This is a genomic window from Nereida ignava, assembly GCF_047114695.1.
GTDB classification, from domain to species: Bacteria; Pseudomonadota; Alphaproteobacteria; order Rhodobacterales; family Rhodobacteraceae; genus Nereida; species Nereida ignava.
Genome location: NZ_CP112885.1, coordinates 2,064,764 through 2,087,756 on the forward strand (window position 1 = coordinate 2,064,764; position 22,993 = coordinate 2,087,756).

The window sequence follows — 22,993 nt, forward strand, 5'->3', positions numbered from 1 at the left end:
AGGAGCCGACAAGATGAACCAACAACCTGTTGTCCACCCTCTGCACCCCGTTGTGCTTTTGCTTACTGCGGGATTTGTGATCCCCGAGTTGATGTTTGCGCTTGGGGGGACTGGTTTCGTAGGTGGCCCTGAGGCGTCAGGTTGGCGGCTGGCTGCGATCCAAGACTACGGCTTTTACGGCCAGATCATAGATGATGGTCTTGAGCGCGGAATTTGGACGCTGGACCGATTGAAGCGGTTTCTTACTTACCCCTTCGTGCACCTTTCCCTGACGCAGGCCCTCTTTGCGGGGGTGTTCGTGTTGGCGCTTGGCAAATCTGTGTCCGATGCGTTTGGCGGTGTTGCGGCGTTTTTGGTGTTCTTCGTCTCATCCATCGTGGGTGCTTTGGCTTTTGGGCTGGCATTTGATGATCCGTCGCCACTGGTGGGAGGCTATCCCGGTGCGTACGGTCTTATTGGCGCGTTCACGTATTTATTGGCGGCACAGCTTGCGGCGCGCGGCGAGCCACAAGTGCGCGCGTTCATGTTGATCGGGTTCTTGCTGGGCATTCAGCTGCTTTTTGCCTTGTTGTTCGGATCTAACAGCACATGGATTGCGGATGCAGTTGGCTTTGGAGCAGGTTTTTTGCTTAGCGGAATTGTGCGCCCCGGTGGTTGGGCTGGCATTTTGGCACGCATTCGCCGCAACTGATTTATCTGCGCAGTGCCTGCCGGAAATCCTGCATTTTGAAGGCGCCTAAAATTTGCCCTGCAACGCCGTACACAACGATCCCTGTGGCGCAAAGCGCAAGCAGCCCAAGCCCGCGCCACGGGCTGTCATAAAGGACTGGTGTCAGCGTGCTTGCAACGCCCCATAGGCTGGCACCCATAATACCTGAGGCTGCAATGATCCGCGGCAGGCGTATTTTGAAGCGGGCGTCAAAACCGGCCGCATCGCCCATAGGTTTGGTTTTGATCCATAGTAGTGCCGCCATGCCCCATCCCGCCAGAGACGTGCCCCACGCGGCGGCTGTAAATCCGATAAGCGGCGAAAGCCCCACCGCCACCACGGCATTGATGAACAGGGAGACCAGCGCAAAATAGAAAGGTCGCTTTGTGTCGTGACGGGCAAAGAAAAGCGGCTGCAGCGTTTTTTGAAGCACAAACGCAGGAAGCCCAAGCCCGTAGATTGCCACAGCCCACGCGGTTGCTTGGGCATCAGTGAAAGCAAATGCGCCGCGTTGAAAGAGCACACTGATCAGTGGCAGTGGGATGACGATAAGGGCGACGGATGCGGGAACCGTCAGCGCAAGGCTTAGTTCTGTTGCGCGGTTGAACGCATCACGGCCACCAACGGTATCATTGGCCTCCAGCTTGCGACTGAGGTCCGGCAAAAGCACCACACCGATGGCAATGGCGACAACACCAAGGGGCAGCTGATAAAGGCGGTCTGCGTAATTTAGCCACGCGATTGCACCGTCAAATTGGCTGGCGATCTGCCGCCCGATCAAAAGGTTGATCTGAACCACACCGCCTGCAAGCATCGCGGGCCCCATGACCAGCATCAGCCGCTTTAGTTCGGGCGTCATGCGCGATCTGGCGGGTGTGATCCTAAAGCCAGCCCGCGCAGCGGCACTCCAGACCAAAGCGAATTGTGCAATGCCCGCAGTGGGCACGGCCCACGCCAATGTAAGCCCCATGTCCCAGCCCATTTGATAGGCCAGCATCAGTGCCGCGATGAAGACAACGTTTAACAACGCAGGTGCTGCGGCTGCCGCTACAAAACGGCCTGTGGCGTTAAGCACCCCTGACAAAAGAGCGGCCAGCGAAATGAAGATGATATAGGCAAAAGCAATACGTCCGAAGTTTACCGCAAGATCGAAGCGGGCGTCGCCTGCGAACCCCGCGGCCATGGCGTAAACAAGCGCGGGCATTGCAAACAGGGCTATCAGGGTCAGTCCGATCAATACCGCAGCCAGCCCCGTGAACGCATCACGGGCGAAAGGCAGGGCGCCGTCATTTGCTTCGAGCTTTTTGGAGAACATGGGCACGAAGGCCATGTTAAACGCCCCTTCGGCAAAGAAACGGCGGAACATATTGGGCAGTGAAAATGCGATCAGGAACGCTTCGGCCACAGGGCCCGCACCCAAAAATGCCGCAATGGTAATGTCGCGCACAAACCCCAAAATGCGGCTGAGCAACGTCCAGCCCCCCACAGTGAGCATGCCTGAGATGAGACGTATGCGTTTCATGCCTCGGCTGCACGCTCCACGCCGCGCTCAATGGCGTCGCGCAAATTCCGCTCAAGGCTTTTTTGTTTGCTCTCGGAGTAGAACTTAAGGCCGAACATATCTTTGACGTAGAAGGCATCCACGACCTGTTCGCCGTAGGTGGCGATGATCGCGCTGCCGATGTTGATATTGGCGGCTGCCAGCGCGCGGGTCAGATCATGAAGCAGGCCTGGGCGGTCACGGGTGTCGACCTCAATGATTGTGTAAATATCCGAGCCGTCGTTATCGAAAGTGATTGTTGTCGGCACGCGGAACGCTTTTTCGCGCTTCTTGATTTTGTCTTTTGGCGCAAGCGCGTCGCGGGTGATGACTTCACCGCGCAGGGTCTTGCCGATCATTTGTTCAAGACGGGGCAGGCGGCTGGCCTCAAAGGGGGTCTCATTGGCGTCTTGCACCCAAAACGCGGCTGTTGCGTAGCCGTCTTTGGTGGTGAACGTCCGTGCATCCACAATGTTTGCGCCGACCAAGGCCAATGCGCCTGCGATGCGGCTGAAAATGCCTGGGTGATCGGCCATGACACAAACCGCGCGGGTGGCGTCGCGGTCTTCATCCATGGTCAGTTTGACGCGAATGTCCGTATCGCCAATGCCGCGCAACAGATGCGCAACATCAACGTGGGCTGTTACGTGCAAGCCTTGCCAATACGGAGGGTAATGCCGGTTTGTCTCAACCCGAAGATCCTTTGTGCCCCAATCCGGAAGTGCCGCGCGCAACGCCTTTTTCGCCTCTGCACCGCGGGTTTCACGGTTCAGCGCCTCCATGCCGCCTTCAAGGGCGCGGCGGGTCTGGCGGTAAAGCGCGCGCAACAGCGAGGCTTTCCAGTTGTTCCACGTGTCAGGACCCACGCCGCGAATGTCACACACAGTGACAAGCAACAACAAATCCAGCCGCCCAACAGATTTCACTGCCTTGGCAAAGTCGCGCACCGTGCGCGGATCAGCAATATCGCGTTTTTGTGCCGTGTCTGACATCAGCAAGTGGTAGCGCACCAGCCACTCGACGGTTTCACATTCTGATTTGCTCAGCCCCAAACGTGGGCAAACTTTTCGCGCGATTTGTGCACCAAGGATTGAGTGGTCCTCGGGTCGTCCTTTGCCGATGTCGTGCAGCAATAGTGCTACGTAAAGTACCTTGCGGTTGATGCCGCTTTGAATGATGTCAGACGCCACGGGTAGGTCTTCAAGCAGCTCACCTTTTTCAATGCGGTGCAGATGGCTGATCGTTTGGATGGTGTGCTCATCAACAGTGTAGCTGTGATACATGTTGAACTGCATCATTGCGACGATCGGCTCAAATTCGGGAATGAATGCGGAAAGCACCCCAAGCTCGTTCATTCGACGCAGCGAGCGTTCGGGATTGTCGTGTTTGAGAAGCAAGTCGAGAAAGATGCGCTTGGCCTCGGGGGTGCTGCGCAAGTTATTATCGACCAGTGGAATGTTGGCGGCCAAAAGCCGCATCGCGTTGGGATGGATCAAAGTACCTGTGCGCAGTGCTTCTTCAAAGATGCGCAGCATATTCACGGGCGTTTCAACGAACACCTCTGGGTCAGGCACCGTGATGCGGTTTTGCTCAATGGCAAAGGGCGCACGTACCCGTGGTTTGCGTTTGAAAATACGCATCAACATAGGCTCAGATTTGAGGTGGTCGTTCTCAAGGGCCGTCAAGAATATGCGGGTTAGCTCACCAACAGAAGTGGCGTGACGGAAGTAGGCCTGCATGAAATGTTCAACGCCGCGACGCCCCGAATGATCGGTGTAGCCCATCGCATCAGCCACCTCGACTTGCATATCAAACGTCAGCTGATCCACGGGGCGTGAAGCTACCAAATGCAGATGGCACCGCGTTGCCCACAAAAAGTCTTCTGCACGCAGAAAAGTCTCGAACTCGTCATCGGTGAAAACGCCAAGCTCAACAAGATTGCCGGGGTCATCAACGCCGTGCAGGTATTTGTTCATCCAAAAGAGTGACTGCAGATCGCGCAGACCGCCTTTGCCTTCTTTTACATTTGGCTCAACCATGTAGCGCTGTCCGCCTTGCTTGCGGTGCCGCTCGGCGCGTTCCTCAAGTTTGGCCTCAATGAATTCGGACGCCGTGGACTGAAAGAGGTCGGTCCAAAGTTGGTCGCGTAATTCATCGCCCAACGTCTGATCTCCGCAGATATAGCGTTGCTCAACAAGCGAGGTACGGATGGTGAAATCTTCGCGGCCAAGTCTGATACAATCCGCGATGGTCCGGCTGGCTTGGCCAACTTTCAGACGCAAATCCCACAGCATGTAGAGCATCGATTCAATCGTGCTCTCGGCCCAAGCTGTGATTTTGGTGGGGGTGAGAAACAGCAAGTCCACGTCTGAATGTGGCGCCATTTCTGCGCGGCCATAGCCACCCACGGCAATAACGGCAAGTCGCTCACCTTTGGTGGGATTGCTGTTGCGGTGTAGATACGTCTCGGCAACCCAATGCACTGTGCGCACAAGTCCGTCCGTCAAAAATGCATAGGCTGATGTTGTAGGGCGCGCGTGGGTTGGTTCGGCCAGAAACGCCTCTTTGATGACGGCGCGGCCCTTGGCATTTGCGTCTTTAAGATAGTCTACGGTTGCGGCACGGATGGCTTTTGCGTCCGCACAGTCATCAAGGATGCGCGTCAGGTCGTCTTGGGCTGCGGCTTGATCGAAAACGACAAAGGCCGGCGCCACAAGGGGCTCCGGACCTTCGTGTTCAAAATCGTCGGCGTCAGAAACCAGCGCCGCTGAAGTTTTTGGGAGCTGGGTCAAGGATTGCCACCTGATTGTTTTCAATTTTCGCGACAGCAAGGCCGCGCTCGTTTGTGCCGTCGGGCAGAAGGCGGAAGATGCCTTGGGTGCCGACAAATCCCGATTGGCGGGTAAGGCTTGGTGAAGTCAGGGCGTCAGAACGGCCTTGGGCCAAAAGTGCGCCGATTGCAGCGATGCCGTCATAGGAAAGACCTGCGATGGGGTGCGGGCGTTCGGAATATTCCGCTTGGTAGCGGGCGGCGAAGTTACGCTCAAGTGCTTGGTCGGGTAGTGTGAACACACCACCTTGCAGGCCTGGCAGGACAAGTGACTGTGGCTGTGAGCTCCACCGTGTCAGTCCCATCAGCTGAATATCCATCCCAAGGCCACGCTCGGGCAGGGCTGTCATCAAAAACGGCAAGTCGGACTCAGGGCCCGCTGTCACAAACAAGGTATCGGCACCGGTTTCCTTGACTGTCGCGCTGATGCGGCGGGCGGCGTTGTTGATGCCGTCTTGGCTGAACGGATAGCTTTCAACGCCCGTAATCGTAGCCCCATTGCGATTTGCTGCACTGATGATGGCGTCTCGGCCAACTTGCCCTGCGAGTTCGTCTGCATGGGCGATCAAAATGTTGGTTTTGCCAATTTGACGGCCATAATTCACCAAACGGTTTGCTGTATTCTCAAATGTTGGCCCCAGAATGAAAAGGTTACCACCGGCGATAGATGCGTTGTTGGAGAAGGCCAAGACATTTGTGTTTGTGCCAGCGATGGCCACTGCCGCTGCGTTTGCAGCCTCTGCATAAAGTGGCCCAAGGATAATTTTGGCGCCGTCATTTACGGCGGCGATTGCGGCGTTTGAAGCCTGCTGCGGGGTTCCTGCCGTGTCGTAAACGCGTAGGTCAATCTTGGCATTCGTCTGATCCGCAATGGCAAGACGCGCAGCGTTTTCAAGGTTGCGTGCCAAAAGTGCATCGCTTTCGCGGCCTGACCCGTTTGGCACCAACAGCGCGATTTGGACCGTTTTGTTTGGGTTCACGCTTTGCCCTGACAGGCCGCCCACGGAAGTTGGGTTGCAAGCGGCAAGGGCAAGCAACGCAGCTGCCCCCACAAGGCGCAGTGCTGCACGGCGCGGGTTGAAAGTGATACGATTGCGTGTACGCGTAACCATGGTAAACCAAAACTCCCTCGTGGTGGGCCAACCTTTGGACCCTTGCTGCGTATCATAGATATATCACTAGGCGGGTCTAGGCATGAATCATTCCCAAGTTCACCGTGTTGAGCGTTTGGCAGCGGGCCTTTATTTTGTGGCGACCCCAATTGGTACAGCGCGTGATATTACGTTGCGGGCGCTCGATATATTGGCCTCTGCGGATGTGATTGCAGCGGAAGACACGCGAAACACACGTAAATTGATGGATATTCACGGGATCGCGCTCGGGGATCGCCAGCTTGTGTCCTATCACGATCATAACGGTGAAAAAGTCCGCCCGAAATTGATTGCTGCGATAGAGGCGGGCAAATCTGTGGCCTATGCGTCTGATGCGGGAACGCCTTTGGTGGCCGATCCGGGTTATGGATTGATGCGCGGTGCGATTGAGGCCGATGTTTTGGTTACCTCTGCGCCCGGACCGTCTGCGGTGCTTGCGGCGGTTACGGTTGCAGGTTTGCCGAATGACCGTTTCACATTTGCGGGTTTTGTGCCGAACGCGAAGGGGGCGCGGCGCGCTTTCTTGTCGGGCATTGCGAAAAGTGATGGAACAATGATCGTTTTCGAAAGCCCCAAACGCATTAAGGCAATGTTAGAAGATTTAAGCGATATCGTTGAACCAGAACGCCAGATAGCGGTTGCAAGAGAGTTAACCAAAAGGTTCGAAGAGGTTTTGCGCGGGACTGTATCTGAGGTACAAGCCCTGGCAGAAGGGCGCACGTTCAAGGGTGAGATGGTGGTTATGCTAGACAAAGCGCCCGTCGGCTCGGCAACAGATGAAGATGTTGAGGCAGCTTTGAAGGATGCTTTGACAGAACATTCGGTGAAAGACGCCGCAGCAATCGTTGCGGATATGTATGGCAGGCCAAAGCGTGAAATTTACCAACAAGCGTTAGCTTTGCATAAGGCTACGGGCTGAGTGAAACCAAACGTTGTTATAGCTGTGTTAGAGAGAAGGGATTGTTAAATGTTAGAACTGGTTCTTGAACGTCCTACGGCTGTTACTGCCAAGCAGCACAGGGGCCAAACATCTTACCACGCAGGTCTTGCTGCAGAAGGTGCCGCTGCACGACATTATCAACGCGCTGGCAAAATGATATTGCAGCAAAGATATCGTGGCCGTGCAGGTGAAATCGATTTGGTTGTGCGCGACGCGGATGAGTTGGTTTTTGTCGAGGTTAAGAAAAGCAAGACACATGCCCAAGCAGCACAGCGCCTCTCGCGCCGTCAAATGGACCGCATCTGCAGAACAGCGCTGGAATATGTGGGCTCTGAGCCGATGGGTCTGTTGACCCCAATGCGCTTTGACGTGGCATTGGTGGATCAATACGGCGCAATCGATGTGATCGAAAATGCTTTTGGCGGGTATTGATCGGCTCCGTTCTTGTGCCCATTGCCTTACCAGCATCTGTGCCCCATGTATGACGCAGTGAGTAAAGGAATGCGCCATGAGCTTGAAAATTGCTTTTCAGATGGACCCAATTGGCCCAATCGATATTGATGCTGACAGCACGTTTCGCATCGCCGAAGAGGCGCAATTGCGCGGGCATGAGCTGTTTTATTACACGCCCGATATGCTTGCGTACCAAGAGGGCCGGATCACCGCCACCGGTTGGCCGCTCACAGTAAAACGTGAAAAAGGAAATCACTTCAGCTTAGGTGAAAAAACCGAAGTTAATCTTGCAGAGATGGATGTGGTTTGGCTGCGCCAAGATCCGCCTTTTGATATGGGGTATATCACAACGACCCACCTGCTAGACCGCATTCATCCGGACACGCTTGTGGTTAACGATCCTTTCTGGGTGAGAAATTATCCCGAAAAGCTGTTGGTTTTGGATTTCCCCGATCTCACGCCCCCAACCACTGTTGCTCGTGACTTGGAGACGATTAAATCGTTCAAAGCGAAACATGGCACCGTTATCCTCAAGCCTCTTTACGGAAATGGTGGCGCGGGTGTGTTCAAGCTGACCGAAGCAGACAACAACATCACTTCTTTGCACGAACTTTTCAGCGGCATTAATCGCGAGCCGCTCATTGTGCAGAAATTTTTACCTGACGTTTCCAATGGCGATAAACGCGTGATCCTTGTGGATGGTGAGCCCGTAGGTGCGATTAACCGCGTACCTGCTAAAGGCGAAACACGCAGCAACATGCACGTAGGCGGCCGACCTGAAAAAGTAGCGCTGACCGCGCGGGATATTGAGATTTGTGAGCGTATTGGGTCGCTTTTGCGCGAAAAGGGGCAGGTTTTTGTAGGTATCGATGTGATTGGTGACTATTTGACCGAAATCAACGTGACGTCTCCGACGGGCATTCAGGAATTGGAACGGTTTGACGGAACTAACGTTGCAGAGAAAATTTGGCAAGCAATTGAAGCTAAGCGCGCCTGAATAGCCTTCCGCTTCACGGCGTGAAGCCTGCCATCCGAAAGCCAAGTGCCTCGGCGATGTGATGGCGGGCAATGTTTTCACAGCCATCAAGATCCGCAATTGTTCGCGCCACGCGCAGGACGCGGTGGTACCCGCGGGCGCTAAGTCCAAACCGATCTGCGGCGCGCAACAACAACGTGCGTCCGTCGGGACAAGGTGCAGCTATTCGCTCCAATGTAGCGCCGTCTACATCAGCATTTACGCGAAATTCGGATCCTGCAAAGCGCGCGATTTGAATGTCGCGCGCGGCCTTTACACGTGCCGCAACGACAGCCGAACTTTCGCCGGCGGATGGCGCATCAAGATCTTGAAATCGGACCGGTGGCAAATCAACGCGTAAGTCAAATCTGTCCAACAGGGGGCCCGATAGTTTGCCCAAATAATCGTCTCCGCATTTTGGCGCTTTGGCGCATGCGCGTGCGGCATCTGAGAGATAGCCACATCGACAGGGGTTTGCAGCAGCGAGCAATATGAACTTGCAGGGATAGCGCACATGAGCGTTTGCGCGTGCGACCATCACCTCGCCTGTCTCCAAGGGCTGCCGTAGTGTTTCCAGTACAGATCGTGAAAACTCTGGCAACTCATCCAAGAACAAAACGCCGTTGTGGGCCAAAGAGATTTGGCCAGGTTTTGCGCCGCGTCCGCCTCCAACGATTGCCGGTTTTGAAGCCGTATGATGCGGGTCCCAAAAGGGTCCTTGCCGCGAAATTCCGCCCTCGCGTAATAATCCTGCAAGCGACTGGATCATTGATGTCTCAAGGGCCTCTGTGGGTGAAAGTAGCGGCAGAATGGATGGCATGCGTGCGGCCAGCATAGATTTTCCAGACCCCGGTGTGCCGACCATTAATAAATTGTGACGTCCTGCTGCCGCGATTTCGAGCGCGCGTTTAGCGTGTTCCTGTCCTTTGACTTCGGCCAGGTCTTTTTGGTGCGCTGGGCTGGAGACCTCACCGGGTTGGGCGGGTTCGATGATGCTTTGCCCGCTTAGATGCCGCAGTGTTTCGTTTAGCGAAGATGGGGCAATGACTTTTGCGCCTCCAACCCAAGCCGCTTCCGCTCCGCATGGTGAGGGGCAGATGAATGTGCGTTCGTTCTCTGCAGCTGTCATCGCCGCGGGTAAGGCCCCCGATACGGCAATTAAGCTACCGTCGAGGGATAATTCGCCAATGGAAACGATTGCTTCAGCTGTATCGTCGGGAATAATTCCAATGGCGGTTAGTAGCGCGATGGCGATGGGTAGGTCTAAATGAGAGCCTTCCTTAGGAAGGTCAGCCGGTGATAAGTTGATGGTGATCTTGCGCGATGGCAGTGCAATGGCGAGTTCAGCAAGCGCGGAACGGACGCGTTCTTTGGCTTCGGAAACGGCTTTGTCTGGCAGTCCAACAACGGAGAACGATGGCATGCCTGCCGTCACAGCGCATTGCACCTCAACGAGTCGCCCTTCGACACCTTCAAATGCAACCGTGTAAGTGCGCGCAACCATTTCGTTACCGTTATACTTGTTAACCAAATGCGCACCACGTACCGGCAGCGCGCTTATGTTTAGGTATGTGCGGTTAATAGTTTACGATTGGTAAATTCCCATGAACTCTGGCCACGCTTCGGGATCATACATGGTTTTGTCGCGGCACATTGCATTGCAAAATCCGTATGTATGATCACCAAGCCGCATAAAGTGTTCAACGGGCCTGCCAGAATAGGGGCAATGCGTATTCACAGTTTGCGAACCGTCTTGTGTCGCGGTTCCGATCTGTGGGGGCACGAAAGGCCAAGGTGCCCTTTCAAAGTCCCGTTCACAGTCCTGAACCACTGCACCTTTCGCAAGACCCGCCGCCCGTAACCGGCGCAGGGCAGGGTCGCTCAAATGTGCACTGACATACGCCTGTGATGTTGGGCCAAGCCCAAAACCATAAGTGGTGAGCCGCGTTGCCATCGGCGCATAGATCGCATCTGCGATACTATATTTACCACACAACCACGGCGTCTGGCTGCCCGTTGTTTGACGCGCGTGTGTCCAGATCAGCTCAAGCCGGTCCAGTTCGGCTTGGACATCCTCAGGGGCGGTTAACCCTTTGTAACTATGCCGCAGGTTCACAGGCCAGCTGCTTCGCAATGCCCCAAAGCTGGAGTGCATCTCGTTTGCCAAGTAGCGCGCAATCGCGCGGGCCTTGGGGTCGTGGGGCCACATGTTGCGGTCTGGATGACGGCTGGCCAGCTCTTCTGCTATGGCCATCGAGTCCCCAAGCTGCGTTCCGCAGGGAAGTGTCAAAGTCGGCAAAGTGCGCGCAGGCGCCAGATGTGGGATGCGTGGTCTCACGTCTGCTTCATGGTCGGGGTAGACAGTGGTTATGTCGACCAACTCCATCAATCCCGCGTGTTCGATCATCATTACGGCCGCGATGGACCAGCTAAAATACAGGCGATTGCCGATGGTGAGCTGATATTTCATCCCATAACTCTACGGGGTTTGCATGGTTATGCCAGTGGCAATTATTCCGCTCATAGACGCAATTTCAGCTGGGATAACTTAGGGACAGAAATTGATAACGGGTGCAGCTTCATCGTCGATGTGGGTCACAGACAGGTTGTCTATCCTGTGCCCGAACGCCTCGTAGGCGGAGATTCCAAGAGCCCGCTGAACTTGGGTCAGGATCACCCCAAAGTGGCACACCACAATCAAATCGCCGTGCGGGCGAAGTGCGTCGATTGAGGCCGTGACACGGCGGTAAACCGCGTTCCAGCTTTCACCGTTTGGTGGCGCGATGCTGCCGGGGTTTTCCCAATACTGACGGATGTGATCTTGGTCTTCTATCTCGTCAAAGCGCTTCATATCCCAATCGCCAAAGTCAATCTCGCGTAATCCTTGGTCATGGGGAAGACGTGTGCGGCTGGCTTGAATGGCATCCGCAGTTGCACTTGCGCGCACTAGGTCCGATGAAATGACAGGCACGTCTGGCAAATAATCGGACAACCGCTTGAGGGCGGCGGTATCGCTCAGATCAGCGGGAATATCCGCGTGGCCAACCATGGTTTTTGCGTGGGTAGGACCGTGCCGCACCATATAAAGGGTCATAGGGCGCCTTTCAGAATTTGCGGCAAACCTGCGATCACGTTCACCACGGTGTCTGCGCGTGCTGCGACTGCTTGGTTGAGCTTGCCTTGCGCGTTGCGAAACCGGCGGGACAGCGCGTTTTCGGGGACAATGCCTTGGCCGACTTCATTACTGACAAACACAATATGTGCAGCACAGTCAGCCAGCGCCGTTTCAACTTGGGCCCAGGGTGCGCGCCAACTGTCGGGACTATCGTCGTCCATCATGATGTTGTTGAGCCACATGGTCAGGCAATCAACCAACACAACACTGCCCGCAGGTGCTGCCAGCAGCGCCTTTGCAATATCGCGCGGCTCTTCGATGGTTTGCCAATCAGCACCGCGCTGGATTTTGTGTGCTTCCATTTTTGCACGCATTTCATCATCCCAAATCAGGGATGTCGCCAGATAAATCCGCGTTAACCCACTGTTAACAAATAGGGTTTCTGCAAAGATAGATTTTCCTGAAGCTGCTCCGCCTAGGACAAAAGTTATTTTTGACAAGTTTTTCTGCACCATTAGTGATCCAACCCTGAATGCCCCGCGTAATCAGTACAATAGCAGCGGATCAAGCCGCCGCACAGACTGCAAAACAGGGGTTAAGACATGGCATTTGATGGCTACGCGGATCAATCCTTTTCTCGCCGTGCGATGAAAGCAGAACTACTCGATGCTGAGACGGAATTGCGTCTGGCATATGCATGGCGCGATCAGCGCTGCGAAAAGTCTCTTCACCGTTTGATTACTGCTTATATGCGGCTGGCCATTTCGATGGCGTCAAAGTTCAAGCGCTACGGCGCGCCGATGAATGATCTGATCCAAGAAGCGTCTCTTGGTTTGATGAAGGCTGCAGATAAATTCGATCCTGACCGCGGCGTGCGCTTTTCAACCTATGCTGTTTGGTGGATCAAGGCGTCTATTCAGGATCATGTGATGCGGAACTGGTCCATGGTGCGGACGGGGTCAACAAGCAGTCAAAAGTCACTGTTTTTCAACATGCGCCGTGTGCAAGCCCGTCTTGAGCGTGAAGCGGCTGCGGTCGGTGAAAAGCTTGAAGGGCACACATTGCGTGCCATGATTGCGACCGAAGTTGGAGTGCCACTCCACGACGTAGAGATGATGCAGGGACGCTTGTCCGGTTCTGATTTTTCGCTCAACGCTACGCAATCTACAGAAGATGAGGGACGCGAGTGGATTGATGCGCTTGAAGACGACAGCCCTCAAGCGGCTGAGCGGGTGGAATATGAGCACGATATGAGCTGCATGCGCACGTGGCTTATGGAGGCCATGAGCGCGCTGAATGAGCGCGAGCAGTTCATCGTGCGTGAACGCAAGTTGCGTGATGATCCGCGCACGTTGGAAAGCCTCGGCACCGAGCTGAGCCTGTCAAAAGAACGCGTACGGCAGCTTGAAGCGGCGGCATTTGGTAAGATGCGCAAGTCGCTTGAAGCAAAAAGCGGAGAGGTTGCTGCCTTTTTGATGTGATGTCAGGGTCCCGTCTTTAAGGCTAAAGCAAGAGCGCTCAGTCACGCGGTGACTGGGCGCTTTTGCTGTTTTGGGTTTGTCACTTTGTGGCGCTATGGCTACATCTGTTGCCAAAGGGAGGCCGCCTATGCTGTCTGGACGTCATATTCTGTTGATCATCGGTGGTGGGATTGCCGCCTATAAATCGCTTGAGTTGATCCGGCGTTACCAAGATGCGGGTGCGCAGGTCACGCCTGTTTTGACACGCGCAGGTAGCGAATTTGTAACGCCTCTAAGCGTGTCAGCGCTTGCAGGGCGCAAAGTGCACCAAGACTTATTTGATCTGACGGCCGAAGCCGAGATGGGTCATATTGAGTTGTCACGGGCTGCGGATTTGGTGGTGGTTGCACCGGCGACAGCTGATTTGATGGGCAAAATGGCGGCGGGATTGGCCAATGATTTGGCCTCAACTTTGTTGATGGCTACGGACAAGCCCGTGCTCCTTGCCCCTGCAATGAACGTGAAAATGTGGGAGCACCCGGCCACGAAGCGAAATTTGTCGACGTTGAAAACTGACGGCATTCTGTTTGTGGGGCCTGAGGAAGGTGGCATGGCATGTGGCGAATTTGGCGCGGGCCGCATGGCAGAGGTGCCGCAGATTATTGAGGCCACGGCCAGCGCGTTTGCAGATGGACCAATGTCGGGAAAACACGTCATTGTCACTTCGGGTCCGACCAACGAGCCGATTGATCCTGTCCGCTATATTGCCAACCGTTCAAGCGGTGCGCAGGGCACAGCGATTGCGCGCGCCTTGGCAGCCCTTGGCGCGGATGTGACATTTATCACAGGGCCCGCAGATGTACCGGCACCGGAAGGTGTCCGTGTAGTTGCGGTCACCACTGCAAGCGAAATGGTAGATGCGGTGGATGCAGCGTTGCCAGCACAGGCAGCGGTGTTTGCCGCAGCCGTCGCGGATTGGAGGGTCGCTTCCGCGAGCAACAGGAAAATTAAGAAAAATGCTGGTGGTCTTCCGGTATTGGAGTTTGCAGAGAACACAGACATTCTGGCACGTGTTTCACAGATGACTGAGGGGCGGCCAGCCCTTGTTGTGGGGTTCGCGGCGGAAACAGATGATGTGATTGCCAATGCAACGGCAAAACGGGCGCGCAAAATGTGCGACTGGATCATCGCCAATGATGTGTCACCGGAGACAGGCATCATGGGAGGCGGTGAAAACGCTGTGACCGTGATTTCTGAGAATGGTGCAGATAGCTGGCCGCGGATGGATAAGACGCAAGTTGCACGGCGTCTCGCCCAGCTAATGAGTGATGCTTTGGCTTAACACCGTGCCGTTTGGGTATTTTTGAACAAAAGAAGAGCGGGCTTCGTTAGTACCCTGCTGTTCTGTCCACAAGGCCGATAGGCGTTTGGCCATTTTCGATACGAACGATATTGCGTGCGATCGCATCCGCAGCCGTGGCCGCGCGTGTGACGCTGGCGATATGAGGCGTGACAGTTACTTGGCGGTGGGCCCAATATGGGTGATCCGTTGGCAACGGTTCTGTGTTGAACACATCAAGGGTCGCATGCGCGATATTTTTGTCCAGTGCAGCGAGCAGCGCCTCGTCATCGATCAAGGGCCCGCGGCCGGGGTTCAGCAGGAACGCACCGTCTGGCAGCAGAGCTAGTTTTTCTGCGTCCAGAAGATTGTTCGTTTCATTTGTGAGGGGCAGAAGGAGGACAAGAATATCAGCGGTGCGAAGTGCTTGATCCAGTCCCGCATCACCTGAAAGGCAATTTATACCATCGATGGTTTTTTGTGTACGGCTCCAACCGGTGACGGGAAACCCAATTGACCGTAAAGCTTGGGCACAGGCCGTTCCCAACGCCCCCATGCCAAGAACTGTGACGCGGCGTGTCTCAACCAAGGGCGGCCAACTTGTGTTGCGCCATGTCCCGTCTTGGCCGTGAATATGAGCGTCCATTCCTACGTGATAACGCAGGCTATGGGCGCTGACCCATTCTACCATGCCTTGGGTTAGACCGTGATCAATCATCCGCACCAGCGGTTGGGTCAGAGTTGCATTGCCAACAATCGTTTCGACACCGGCCCAAAGGTTCAGGACGGCCTTAGTTTTCGTGTAGGGTGTGAAGTCACTTAATGGCCCATTGGGTGCGAAAATGATGTAGTCTGCGTTATGGGTTTCAAGATCACGGGTGATTGACGCATCAATTTCTGCGCGTTTGAAGGCCGCCGGTAGGGTGGTTTGATAGTGGCTCCAATGGTCGTCAGTACCTGCAAAGATGATCTTCATTTATCGTGCCCTGTGTACGTGTGCGGATTGCACAATTCCGAATGCGACGAGCAGCACTAACATGGCTGATCCGCCGTAGCTTACCAACGGTAACGGGACGCCGACCACTGGTGCAAGCCCCATCACCATCGCCATGTTAACGGCGAAAAACAAAAAGAACGTACCGGCAATTCCAAGGCTGACCAACTGTGCAAAACGGTCTTTTGTTTTGGCTGCTGAGACCACACAAAAAATAACAATCAGCCCGTAGAGCAGTAGCAATGAAAACGCGCCTACAAAGCCGAACTCTTCGGCCAGTGTCGTGAAAATAAAGTCTGTGTGTTTTTCAGGCAAAAAGTTAAGCCGCGATTGGGTGCCTTGCATAAAGCCCCGTCCGGTCCAGCCGCCAGACCCAAGAGCAATTTTGGACTGGGTGATGTGGTATCCGGTGCCAAGTGGGTTAGATGAAGGGTCCAGAAATGTATCAATACGGTCATATTGGTAGTTTTTCAAAAGCTGCCAATCAGTGCCGCGTGATTGGAAAACAGCAAATACGACCCCAACTGAGCTGCTGATCACAGCTGCAAAATATCCCCAGTGCACACCAGCAAACCACATCATCATACCGCCGCCCATGATCAACAAAAGCGATGTTCCGAGGTCGGGTTGTCGCAACACCAAAAAGACCGGTAGCATTATGAAAAAGAGGGGTACGACAATCCAAAATGGCCGTGAGGTTTTTTCTCGCGGTAGCCAGTCATAGTAGGCGGCAAGCAACATCACGAGGGTGATTTTGGCAAGTTCCGAGGGTTGCAGCCGCATAAAGCCAAGATCGATCCAGCGTTGTGATCCGCCACCGACGTCGCCCAAAAACTCGACGATCAAGAGCAACACTAGCGTTCCCGCAAATGCCAATCCTGCGGTATTGCGCCAAAACCAAATGGGAACCATGGCGACAATGAACATCAAGGTCATGCCCAAGGCGAAGCGCTGAACTTGGGCCATTGCCCAAGGTGTCCACGACCCACCAGCCACCGAATAAAGCATCAAGAAACCGATGCTCGCGACGGCTGTGATCATCAGAACCAAAGGCCAGTTCAGATACAGCAATTTGCGCGGACCTGTGGGAATTTGGCGCACGGAGTACTCAAGATAGCTCATGCTTTTGTCCCCTGATTGCGGTCGCTATCAAGGCTGCGCAAAAGCGCCTCCATCTGACGGAACGTGTTGCGCACATCTGCGCGGGCCGCATTAGGGTAGGCGCTGAGCGGCGGTGTGTCTCCGTAAAGCGCACGCAGAGTGATATCGCGGCCAATTGGTGCGGCCGCAGTTGACCCGCCACCGCCGTGTTCCACGATCACGCTGACAGCGATCCGAGGGTTATCAAAAGGCGCATAATTGACCCAAAGCGCGTGGTCACGCCGTTCCCATGGCAAGTCTTGGTTACGCGTGACGCCCCGTGCCCGTTCCGCCGCAGTGATCCGCCGGACCTGACTTGTGCCGGTTTTTCCAGCCATTTTGAACGCAGCATTGACAGTTCTTGAGCGGTATCCGGTCCCACGGCGCTCGTTTGAAACAGCATACATGGACCGGCGAATTGTATCGAGGGTACTGCCCGTGATGCCAAGGTCCTGCCCGCCTGAGATATCTGTCTCAACGCCGTCACGGGATTTGATCAATCGTGGCTCAACACTTTTGCCCGTTGCAAGGCGCGCTGTCATAACTGCCAATTGCAGCGGGGAAGACAAGACATACCCTTGCCCGATTGAGGCGTTGACCGTGTCGCCGATGCGCCAATCTTGATCGCGCACTTCTCGCTTCCACGCTTTGTCAGGTGCCAGCCCGCTGGCAACCGCAGACATCGGGATATCATGACGGACACCAACCCCAAGTTTGCGCGCCATCTCGGCGATGTTGTCGATGCCCACCCGAAGAGCCAGATCGTAGTAGTAGACGTCACAGCTTTCGGTGATTGATTTGAACAAATCCACATTGCCATGGCCCGCGCGCTTCCAGCAATGAAACCGTGTATCCGCAACTTCTTTATGCCCGACGCAGCGCACAGTTTCATTGGCATCCACGAGCCCCGCTTCAAAAGCGGCAAGGGCAGTGATCATTTTGAACGTGGACCCTGGTGGGTAAATGTCTTGAACCGCTTTCGATCTGAACGGGCGGTAGGGATCATTCAGCAGGGCATTGTAGTCGGTGGTGGAAATCCCGCGAACAAACAAGTTGGGGTCAAACGTGGGCGCAGAGCCAATTGCCAATAAATCGCCGGTCTGCACATCCATAATGACTGCGGATGCGGCCTCTCCGGCGAGGCGCGCTTGCACCCAATTTTGAAGCTCTGTGTCGATGGTCAGCTGTATGTCTTGTCCCGCAAGCGCTTCTTCGCGGTCCAACTCACGGATCACACGGCCCACGGCGTTAACTTCGATGCGTTTGGTGCCGGCTTTACCGCGCAGCTCACGCTCTTCTTTTAACTCAACACCCGTTTTGCCAATCTGGAAACGCGGGATCTGCAACAGCGGATCAGGGTCCTCAATGCGGTTAAGGTCAACGTCCGACACAGGACCAACGTAGCCAATCACATGGGCAAAATCGGCCCCCATAGGGTATGCACGCGAAAGGCCCAAATCAGCGGTAACACCGGGCAAAGCAGGCGCGTTTGCGGAAACCTCGGCCACGTCATCCCAGCTTAGCCGGTCCAGAATTGTCACCGGCACAAACGGAGAGCGGCGCTTTAGCTCGGCTTTGGTCTCATCAATTTTCTCGGGGCTGAGTGATACGATCCGTGAAAGCCGATACAGCACTTCGTCGATGTCGCCTGCATCTTCGCGCACGATCGTGATGCGGTAGTTCGGCTCATTCACTGCGATCGGAAAGCCCGTGCGGTCAAATATCTGGCCGCGTGCGGGGGGCAAAAGCCGAATATTGATGCGGTTTTCTTCGGCCAAAAGACGATATTGATCCGCCTGTTTGACCTGTAACTCTCGCATCCTCAGGCCCAAAACGCCCATAACGGCCAGTTGCGCGCCACCCATGATGACGGCCCGCCGGGTGGTGAGACCGGTATTCTCGGACGGATCTTTACGGGGCTTCTTCATTGGGTCGCCCCCTCCATCCGCACATCAGAGGGTGATTGAAACCGCAGTTTCAGGGCAAAGTGGCAAAACGCAGCAACGGCGGGGTAGGCCAGCAAAGTGATCACAAGCTGGGTCAGCGTAAGGCGGAGCGGATTGGTGTCGACCAAAGTGATGTTGAGCAGCACGCGCTCAAAAAGCACAGCGGCGGTAAGCGCAAGCGCAACATATGCCCATTCAACGGTAAATGTGCCTGTGCTGATGTCTGCGGCACGACTGCGCAAAAACTCATTGGCGATCAGAAAAGCTGCTGCAAAAAGACCCGGTGGGCGTTGCAGGATCATGTCCGCGCTGAATGCGATCAAAGCGACCAAGATCGTTGGGGCATAACTTGGGCGGCGCAGGGTCCACGCAAATATCAGGCACGCGATTAAATCAGGCGCACCCCATGCCCGTGGCGCTGTGTTGATTGGCAAAAGGTTCAAAAACAGAATGACTGCGCACAACAGTAAAAGCAAAAACCGATAGCCCCATTTAGGATTGAGCAAAACATCAGCCATCTGTGGCCCCCGTTTGTGCATCTGCCTTTTCATCGCTCTGCTGCATTTGGGGGCCAGCCAACAGGGTGCCTTGGTCCTCGATCAGTTCCCCGTCATGACTGCGCAAGACGCGTAGAAACTTCAGCCGTTCATAATCTGCTGCAAGCCGCGCCCGTAAACGGCGGTCGGGGCTTTGAGCAACTTGACCTACCAGCAAGCCGGCAGGGAAAACTTTGCCGTCGCCGCTTGTTACAACGCGATCACCTGGGCGCACCAGATCGCGGTTTTCGATCAACTCAAGAGTTGGCGCTGCCTCATTATCGCCCACCAGAATGGCGCGTTGTCCTGACGGCTGGACTGTCACGGGAATGCGGCTGTTGGTGTCTGTCAACAAAATCACCCGCGACGTGTTTTGGCCAACGCCGTTGATCCGCCCAACAAGGCCAATGCCGTCCATCGTGGCCCAGCCGTCCATAATGCCATCGCGCGCCCCAACGTTCAGCAGCACGGATTGGCGAAACGGCGAGCCGCTATCGGCGGTGACAACTCCTGTCACATGGGTCAGCTTTGCATCAATACGGACTTTGTTCAGATCAAGCAGGCGGGCGTTTTCTTGCTCAAGCTGCAACGCGGCCTCACGCCACGCTTTCATCTGCTGCAATTCACGGCGCAGGTCTTGGTTTTGCTCATAGATACGGGTGTAGCTTTGAAAATCCCGCGCAATATTGGTAAGCCCCGTCACCGGTGCCATGGCCCAATCCATCGATGGTACAAAACGGTCGATCATCGCGATGCGCAGCCGTTCAACACGCGGACTATCAATGCGCCACAGCAAATACATCCCAAGCAACAACACCACCAAAATCCCCACAAGCATACGCCGGAGGGGGCGGGAATAATCGTCAGCCGTGGTGCGGTCTCGTGCCAAGGGTCACCCCTTTGGTGATGAAGAATTAGCTATCGTAATCAATGACGTGGCGTAGCTTGTGCTCATATTCAAGCGCCTTACCAGTGCCTAGCGCCACACAGTTCAGACTTTCATCGGCGACAGAAATAGCCAGTCCCGTTTGCTCACGCAGTGCAAGATCCAGCTCACCCAAAAGGGCACCACCTCCAGTCAGCATCACGCCGCGGTCGACAATGTCTGCTGCCAGATCGGGGGGGGTTGCTTCAAGGGCGGTCATGACGCTGTCGCAGATTTGTTGCACGGGCTCAGCCAGCGCTTCGGCGACTTGTGCCTGAGAAATCTCAATTTCTTTGGGCACACCGTTCAGCAAGTCGCGTCCGCGAATTGGGATCGACTGGCCGCGCCCGTCATCAGGCATCCGCGCGGTACCAATGGTTGTTTTGATGCGCTCAGCAGTTGCCTCACCGATCAAAAGGTTTTGCTGTCGGCGCAGGTAGTTGATGATTGCCTCGTCCATACGGTCACCGCCAACGCGCACAGAGCGGGCGTAAACGATGTCACCCAGCGACAGAACCGCAACCTCGGTCGTTCCACCACCGATGTCGACAACCATGTTGCCTGTCGGGTCCGTAATGGGCATGCCTGCACCGATAGCGGCGGCGATAGGCTCGGCAATCAGACCTGCGCGGCGTGCGCCTGCAGACAAAACTGACTGGCGAATTGCACGTTTCTCAACAGGCGTAGCGCCATGCGGAACGCAGACAATAATCTTTGGTTTGGAAAGGGTCGAGCGTTTGTGAACTTTGCGAATGAAGTGCTTAATCATTTCCTCGGCCACATCAAAATCGGCAATTACACCGTCCCGCATGGGGCGAATGGCCTCAATCGAGCCGGGCGTACGACCCAGCATAAGTTTGGCGTCTTCGCCAACTGCCAACACTTTCTTAACACCGTCTTTGACTTGGTAGGCCACAACAGAAGGCTCAGACAAGATAACACCCTTGCCTTTGACATAGACCAGCGTGTTAGCAGTGCCCAAATCGATCGCCATATCCGACGAAAACACACTTAATCCAAACATATATCGACTTCCCTTATGTCGCGGCTCGCTGCACGCGGTGCGACTCGGCCTCATCATCCACTTTTGACAGTTATATGCGCGTCCCCTCGCAGGATAAAGAGGGGAAGGCCTGCGCCGTCCCCTCTGTGTGTGCCCTGTCGTGGGCCCACTCTCAAGCGTGTGATGATGTGCCTAAGCAGGAAGCCGCCGCTTAGGATTGGTCTTTGTAGCTGACGCCCTTGGTGTCATAGCCCGGCTCGTCTTGGCCACGCCGTGCAATCAAGCGGTTCAGTGCCATGATATAGGCTTTTGCAGAGGCTACGACGGTGTCCGTGTCTGCGGATTGGCCCGTGGCGATCCGGCCTTCTTCTTCCATCCGTACAGAGACTGTTGCCTGTGCGTCAGTGCCTTCGGTCACCGCTTGGACTTGGTAAAGCTGCAAGCGCGCGCGGTGCGGGGACAGTTCTTTGACCGCGTTGAATGTAGCGTCAACTGGGCCGTCACCTGTGGCTGTTACCTCTTTGTCGGTGCCTTCAACATTCAGGACCATCGTGGCTTCTTGCGGACCGTCTGTGCCGCAAACAACCTTGAGCGAGACCAATTCAAGCGCGTTATTTCCCGCAGTGGCGCTGGTCTGCATCAACGCAATCAGGTCTTCGTCGTAGATTTCTTTCTTGCGATCAGCGAGCGCTTTGAACCGTACGAACACGTCCTTCAGCTCGTTATCGGCCAACTCAAATCCCAAATCCGCAAGTTTGGAGCGCAACGCAGCGCGGCCAGAGTGTTTGCCCATGACGATGTTTGTCTCGGCCAAACCCACATCCGCGGGGCGCATGATCTCAAAAGTCTCAGCGTTTTTCAGCATGCCATCTTGGTGGATGCCAGATTCATGCGCAAACGCGTTTTTGCCAACGATTGCTTTGTTAGGCTGCACCATAAAGCCCGATACCGCGGAGACGCGGCGCGACAAGTTCATGATCTTGGTGCTGTCGATCCCTGTGGTGTAGGGCATGATGTCGTTGCGGACTTTCATGGCCATCACAACTTCTTCGAGGGCCGTGTTGCCCGCACGCTCGCCCAGACCGTTGATTGTACATTCGATCTGACGCGCACCGCCTTCAACGGCTGCTAACGCGTTCGCGGTCGCCATGCCCAAATCATTGTGGCAGTGGGTCGCAAAGATAACCTCGTCGGCGCCGGGCACCGTGGCGATCAAGCGCGTAATCAAATCAGCACTTTCGCGTGGTGCGGTGTAGCCAACGGTATCGGGGATGTTGATTGTTGTGGCACCCGCCTTGATTGCGATCTCAACAACGCGGCACAGGTAATCCCACTCGGTACGTGTGGCATCCATAGGCGACCATTGCACATTGTCGGTGAGATTGCGCGCGTGTGTCACGGTATCGTGGATACGCTCGGCCATTTCGTCTTTGGTCAGGTTTGGAATGGCCCTGTGCAAAGGTGAGGTGCCAATGAACGTGTGGATGCGCGGTTGTGCGGCATGTTTCACAGCCTCATGGCAGCGGTCGATATCTTTGAAATTGGCGCGTGCCAATCCGCAAATTACAGAGTTTTTAGAATTCTTGGCAATCTCGCTGACAGCGGCGAAATCACCCTCAGAAGCGATTGGAAAACCCGCCTCAATGATGTCGACGCCCATATCATCGAGCAAGCCTGCAATCTCGAGCTTTTCTTCATGGGTCATGGTCGCGCCAGGAGACTGTTCTCCGTCGCGCAAAGTTGTGTCAAAAATTACTACGCGGTCTTGTGCCATCGTCTTGGTCCTATTTGGTGTTTTGGAAAAGTGTCGGTGACGAACCCTGCTGAGCGGGCGCACCGACAGGCACGCTCAGCGCAGGCTAAGACGTAGTAGGTCTAGAAGGATGTTCGATCGTGT

The 22,993-nt window shown here is 55.1% G+C and carries 20 protein-coding genes; 6 read left to right on the plus strand and 14 right to left on the minus strand.

All coding sequences use genetic code 11. From position 1 onward, the window contains the following. Positions 1-13: 13 nt before the first annotated feature. Positions 14-691 carry a rhomboid family intramembrane serine protease gene (locus tag OLX08_RS10220; RefSeq protein ID WP_391481231.1) on the plus strand — a complete coding sequence of 226 codons (678 nt, stop codon included), beginning with the start codon at positions 14-16 and terminating at the stop codon, positions 689-691. A 1-nt stretch (position 692) separates the two neighbouring features. Here the strand turns inward: OLX08_RS10220 and murJ are convergent, their stop codons facing one another. From murJ to OLX08_RS10235, 3 genes are read right to left on the minus strand one after another with little or no spacing between them, the layout of a single operon-like run. Continuing rightward, positions 693-2,231 (minus strand): murein biosynthesis integral membrane protein MurJ, encoded by a 1,539-nt coding sequence (gene murJ / locus OLX08_RS10225; protein ID WP_391481233.1) that lies wholly within the window; start codon positions 2,229-2,231, stop codon positions 693-695. Continuing rightward, positions 2,228-5,041, minus strand: coding sequence for a [protein-PII] uridylyltransferase (locus OLX08_RS10230; protein ID WP_391481235.1), 2,814 nt, complete (start codon positions 5,039-5,041; stop codon positions 2,228-2,230). Before OLX08_RS10230 ends, murJ begins: the two co-directional genes overlap by 4 nt. Then, complete coding sequence (locus tag OLX08_RS10235) at positions 5,001-6,191, minus strand: penicillin-binding protein activator (protein WP_391481237.1); 1,191 nt, start codon at positions 6,189-6,191, stop codon at positions 5,001-5,003. Before OLX08_RS10235 ends, OLX08_RS10230 begins: the two co-directional genes overlap by 41 nt. Positions 6,192-6,273: 82 nt before the next feature. On the opposite strand from OLX08_RS10235, the gene rsmI reads away from it, so the two are divergent. The 3 genes from rsmI (at position 6,274) to gshB (ending at position 8,620) form a co-directional block, all read left to right on the plus strand. After that, on the plus strand, positions 6,274-7,149 hold the full coding sequence (gene rsmI, locus OLX08_RS10240) for a 16S rRNA (cytidine(1402)-2'-O)-methyltransferase (protein ID WP_391481238.1): 876 nt from the start codon (positions 6,274-6,276) through the stop codon (positions 7,147-7,149). A 48-nt stretch (positions 7,150-7,197) separates the two neighbouring features. Further along, complete coding sequence (locus tag OLX08_RS10245) at positions 7,198-7,602, plus strand: YraN family protein (RefSeq protein WP_391481240.1); 405 nt, start codon at positions 7,198-7,200, stop codon at positions 7,600-7,602. A 76-nt stretch (positions 7,603-7,678) separates the two neighbouring features. Further along, positions 7,679-8,620, plus strand: coding sequence for a glutathione synthase (gene gshB, locus OLX08_RS10250; protein ID WP_391481242.1), 942 nt, complete (start codon positions 7,679-7,681; stop codon positions 8,618-8,620). 13 nt (positions 8,621-8,633) lie between these two features. Here the strand turns inward: gshB and OLX08_RS10255 are convergent, their stop codons facing one another. The 4 genes from OLX08_RS10255 to cobU all read right to left on the minus strand — a co-directional run bounded on the left by OLX08_RS10255 (position 8,634) and on the right by cobU (position 12,268). Beyond that, the gene (locus tag OLX08_RS10255; RefSeq protein ID WP_391481244.1) at positions 8,634-10,142 is read right to left on the minus strand and encodes a YifB family Mg chelatase-like AAA ATPase; all 1,509 of its coding nucleotides are present in this window, start codon (positions 10,140-10,142) and stop codon (positions 8,634-8,636) included. Positions 10,143-10,223: 81 nt separating this feature from the next. Then, complete coding sequence (locus OLX08_RS10260; RefSeq protein ID WP_391481246.1) at positions 10,224-11,108, minus strand: glutathione S-transferase; 885 nt, start codon at positions 11,106-11,108, stop codon at positions 10,224-10,226. Between the two features lie 78 nt (positions 11,109-11,186). Next, entirely contained in the window at positions 11,187-11,732 is a 546-nt protein-coding gene (locus tag OLX08_RS10265) for a histidine phosphatase family protein (protein ID WP_391481247.1), read from the minus strand. After that, complete coding sequence (gene cobU / locus OLX08_RS10270; protein WP_391481249.1) at positions 11,729-12,268, minus strand: bifunctional adenosylcobinamide kinase/adenosylcobinamide-phosphate guanylyltransferase; 540 nt, start codon at positions 12,266-12,268, stop codon at positions 11,729-11,731. The genes OLX08_RS10265 and cobU overlap by 4 nt, the downstream gene beginning before the upstream one ends. 87 nt (positions 12,269-12,355) lie before the next feature. Between cobU and OLX08_RS10275 the strand changes: the two genes are divergently transcribed. Together OLX08_RS10275 and coaBC are read left to right on the plus strand one after the other, a co-directional pair. Beyond that, positions 12,356-13,234 carry an RNA polymerase factor sigma-32 gene (locus OLX08_RS10275; protein ID WP_048599385.1) on the plus strand — a complete coding sequence of 293 codons (879 nt, stop codon included), beginning with the start codon at positions 12,356-12,358 and terminating at the stop codon, positions 13,232-13,234. Between the two features lie 127 nt (positions 13,235-13,361). Beyond that, positions 13,362-14,555 carry a bifunctional phosphopantothenoylcysteine decarboxylase/phosphopantothenate--cysteine ligase CoaBC gene (gene coaBC, locus OLX08_RS10280; protein ID WP_391481250.1) on the plus strand — a complete coding sequence of 398 codons (1,194 nt, stop codon included), beginning with the start codon at positions 13,362-13,364 and terminating at the stop codon, positions 14,553-14,555. Between the two features lie 46 nt (positions 14,556-14,601). Here coaBC and OLX08_RS10285 read toward each other — a convergent pair whose 3' ends face one another. The 7 genes from OLX08_RS10285 to OLX08_RS10315 all read right to left on the minus strand — a co-directional run bounded on the left by OLX08_RS10285 (position 14,602) and on the right by OLX08_RS10315 (position 22,870). After that, positions 14,602-15,528: a 2-hydroxyacid dehydrogenase gene (locus tag OLX08_RS10285; RefSeq protein WP_391481252.1), complete on the minus strand. Its 927-nt coding sequence runs from the start codon at positions 15,526-15,528 to the stop codon at positions 14,602-14,604. Continuing rightward, positions 15,529-16,668: a rod shape-determining protein RodA gene (gene rodA, locus OLX08_RS10290; protein WP_391481254.1), complete on the minus strand. Its 1,140-nt coding sequence runs from the start codon at positions 16,666-16,668 to the stop codon at positions 15,529-15,531. Continuing rightward, positions 16,665-18,614 carry a penicillin-binding protein 2 gene (gene mrdA, locus OLX08_RS10295; protein WP_391481255.1) on the minus strand — a complete coding sequence of 650 codons (1,950 nt, stop codon included), beginning with the start codon at positions 18,612-18,614 and terminating at the stop codon, positions 16,665-16,667. The genes rodA and mrdA overlap by 4 nt, the downstream gene beginning before the upstream one ends. Beyond that, on the minus strand, positions 18,611-19,150 hold the full coding sequence (locus OLX08_RS10300; protein WP_391481256.1) for a rod shape-determining protein MreD: 540 nt from the start codon (positions 19,148-19,150) through the stop codon (positions 18,611-18,613). The genes mrdA and OLX08_RS10300 overlap by 4 nt, the downstream gene beginning before the upstream one ends. Beyond that, on the minus strand, positions 19,143-20,057 hold the full coding sequence (mreC, locus tag OLX08_RS10305) for a rod shape-determining protein MreC (RefSeq protein ID WP_391481257.1): 915 nt from the start codon (positions 20,055-20,057) through the stop codon (positions 19,143-19,145). Before mreC ends, OLX08_RS10300 begins: the two co-directional genes overlap by 8 nt. A 25-nt stretch (positions 20,058-20,082) precedes the next feature. Next, on the minus strand, positions 20,083-21,117 hold the full coding sequence (locus tag OLX08_RS10310; RefSeq protein WP_048599392.1) for a rod shape-determining protein: 1,035 nt from the start codon (positions 21,115-21,117) through the stop codon (positions 20,083-20,085). 190 nt (positions 21,118-21,307) lie between these two features. Beyond that, a complete protein-coding gene (locus OLX08_RS10315) occupies positions 21,308-22,870 on the minus strand; it encodes a 2-isopropylmalate synthase (protein ID WP_391481260.1) in 1,563 nt (520 codons plus the stop codon). Between the last annotated feature and the right edge of the window lie 123 nt (positions 22,871-22,993).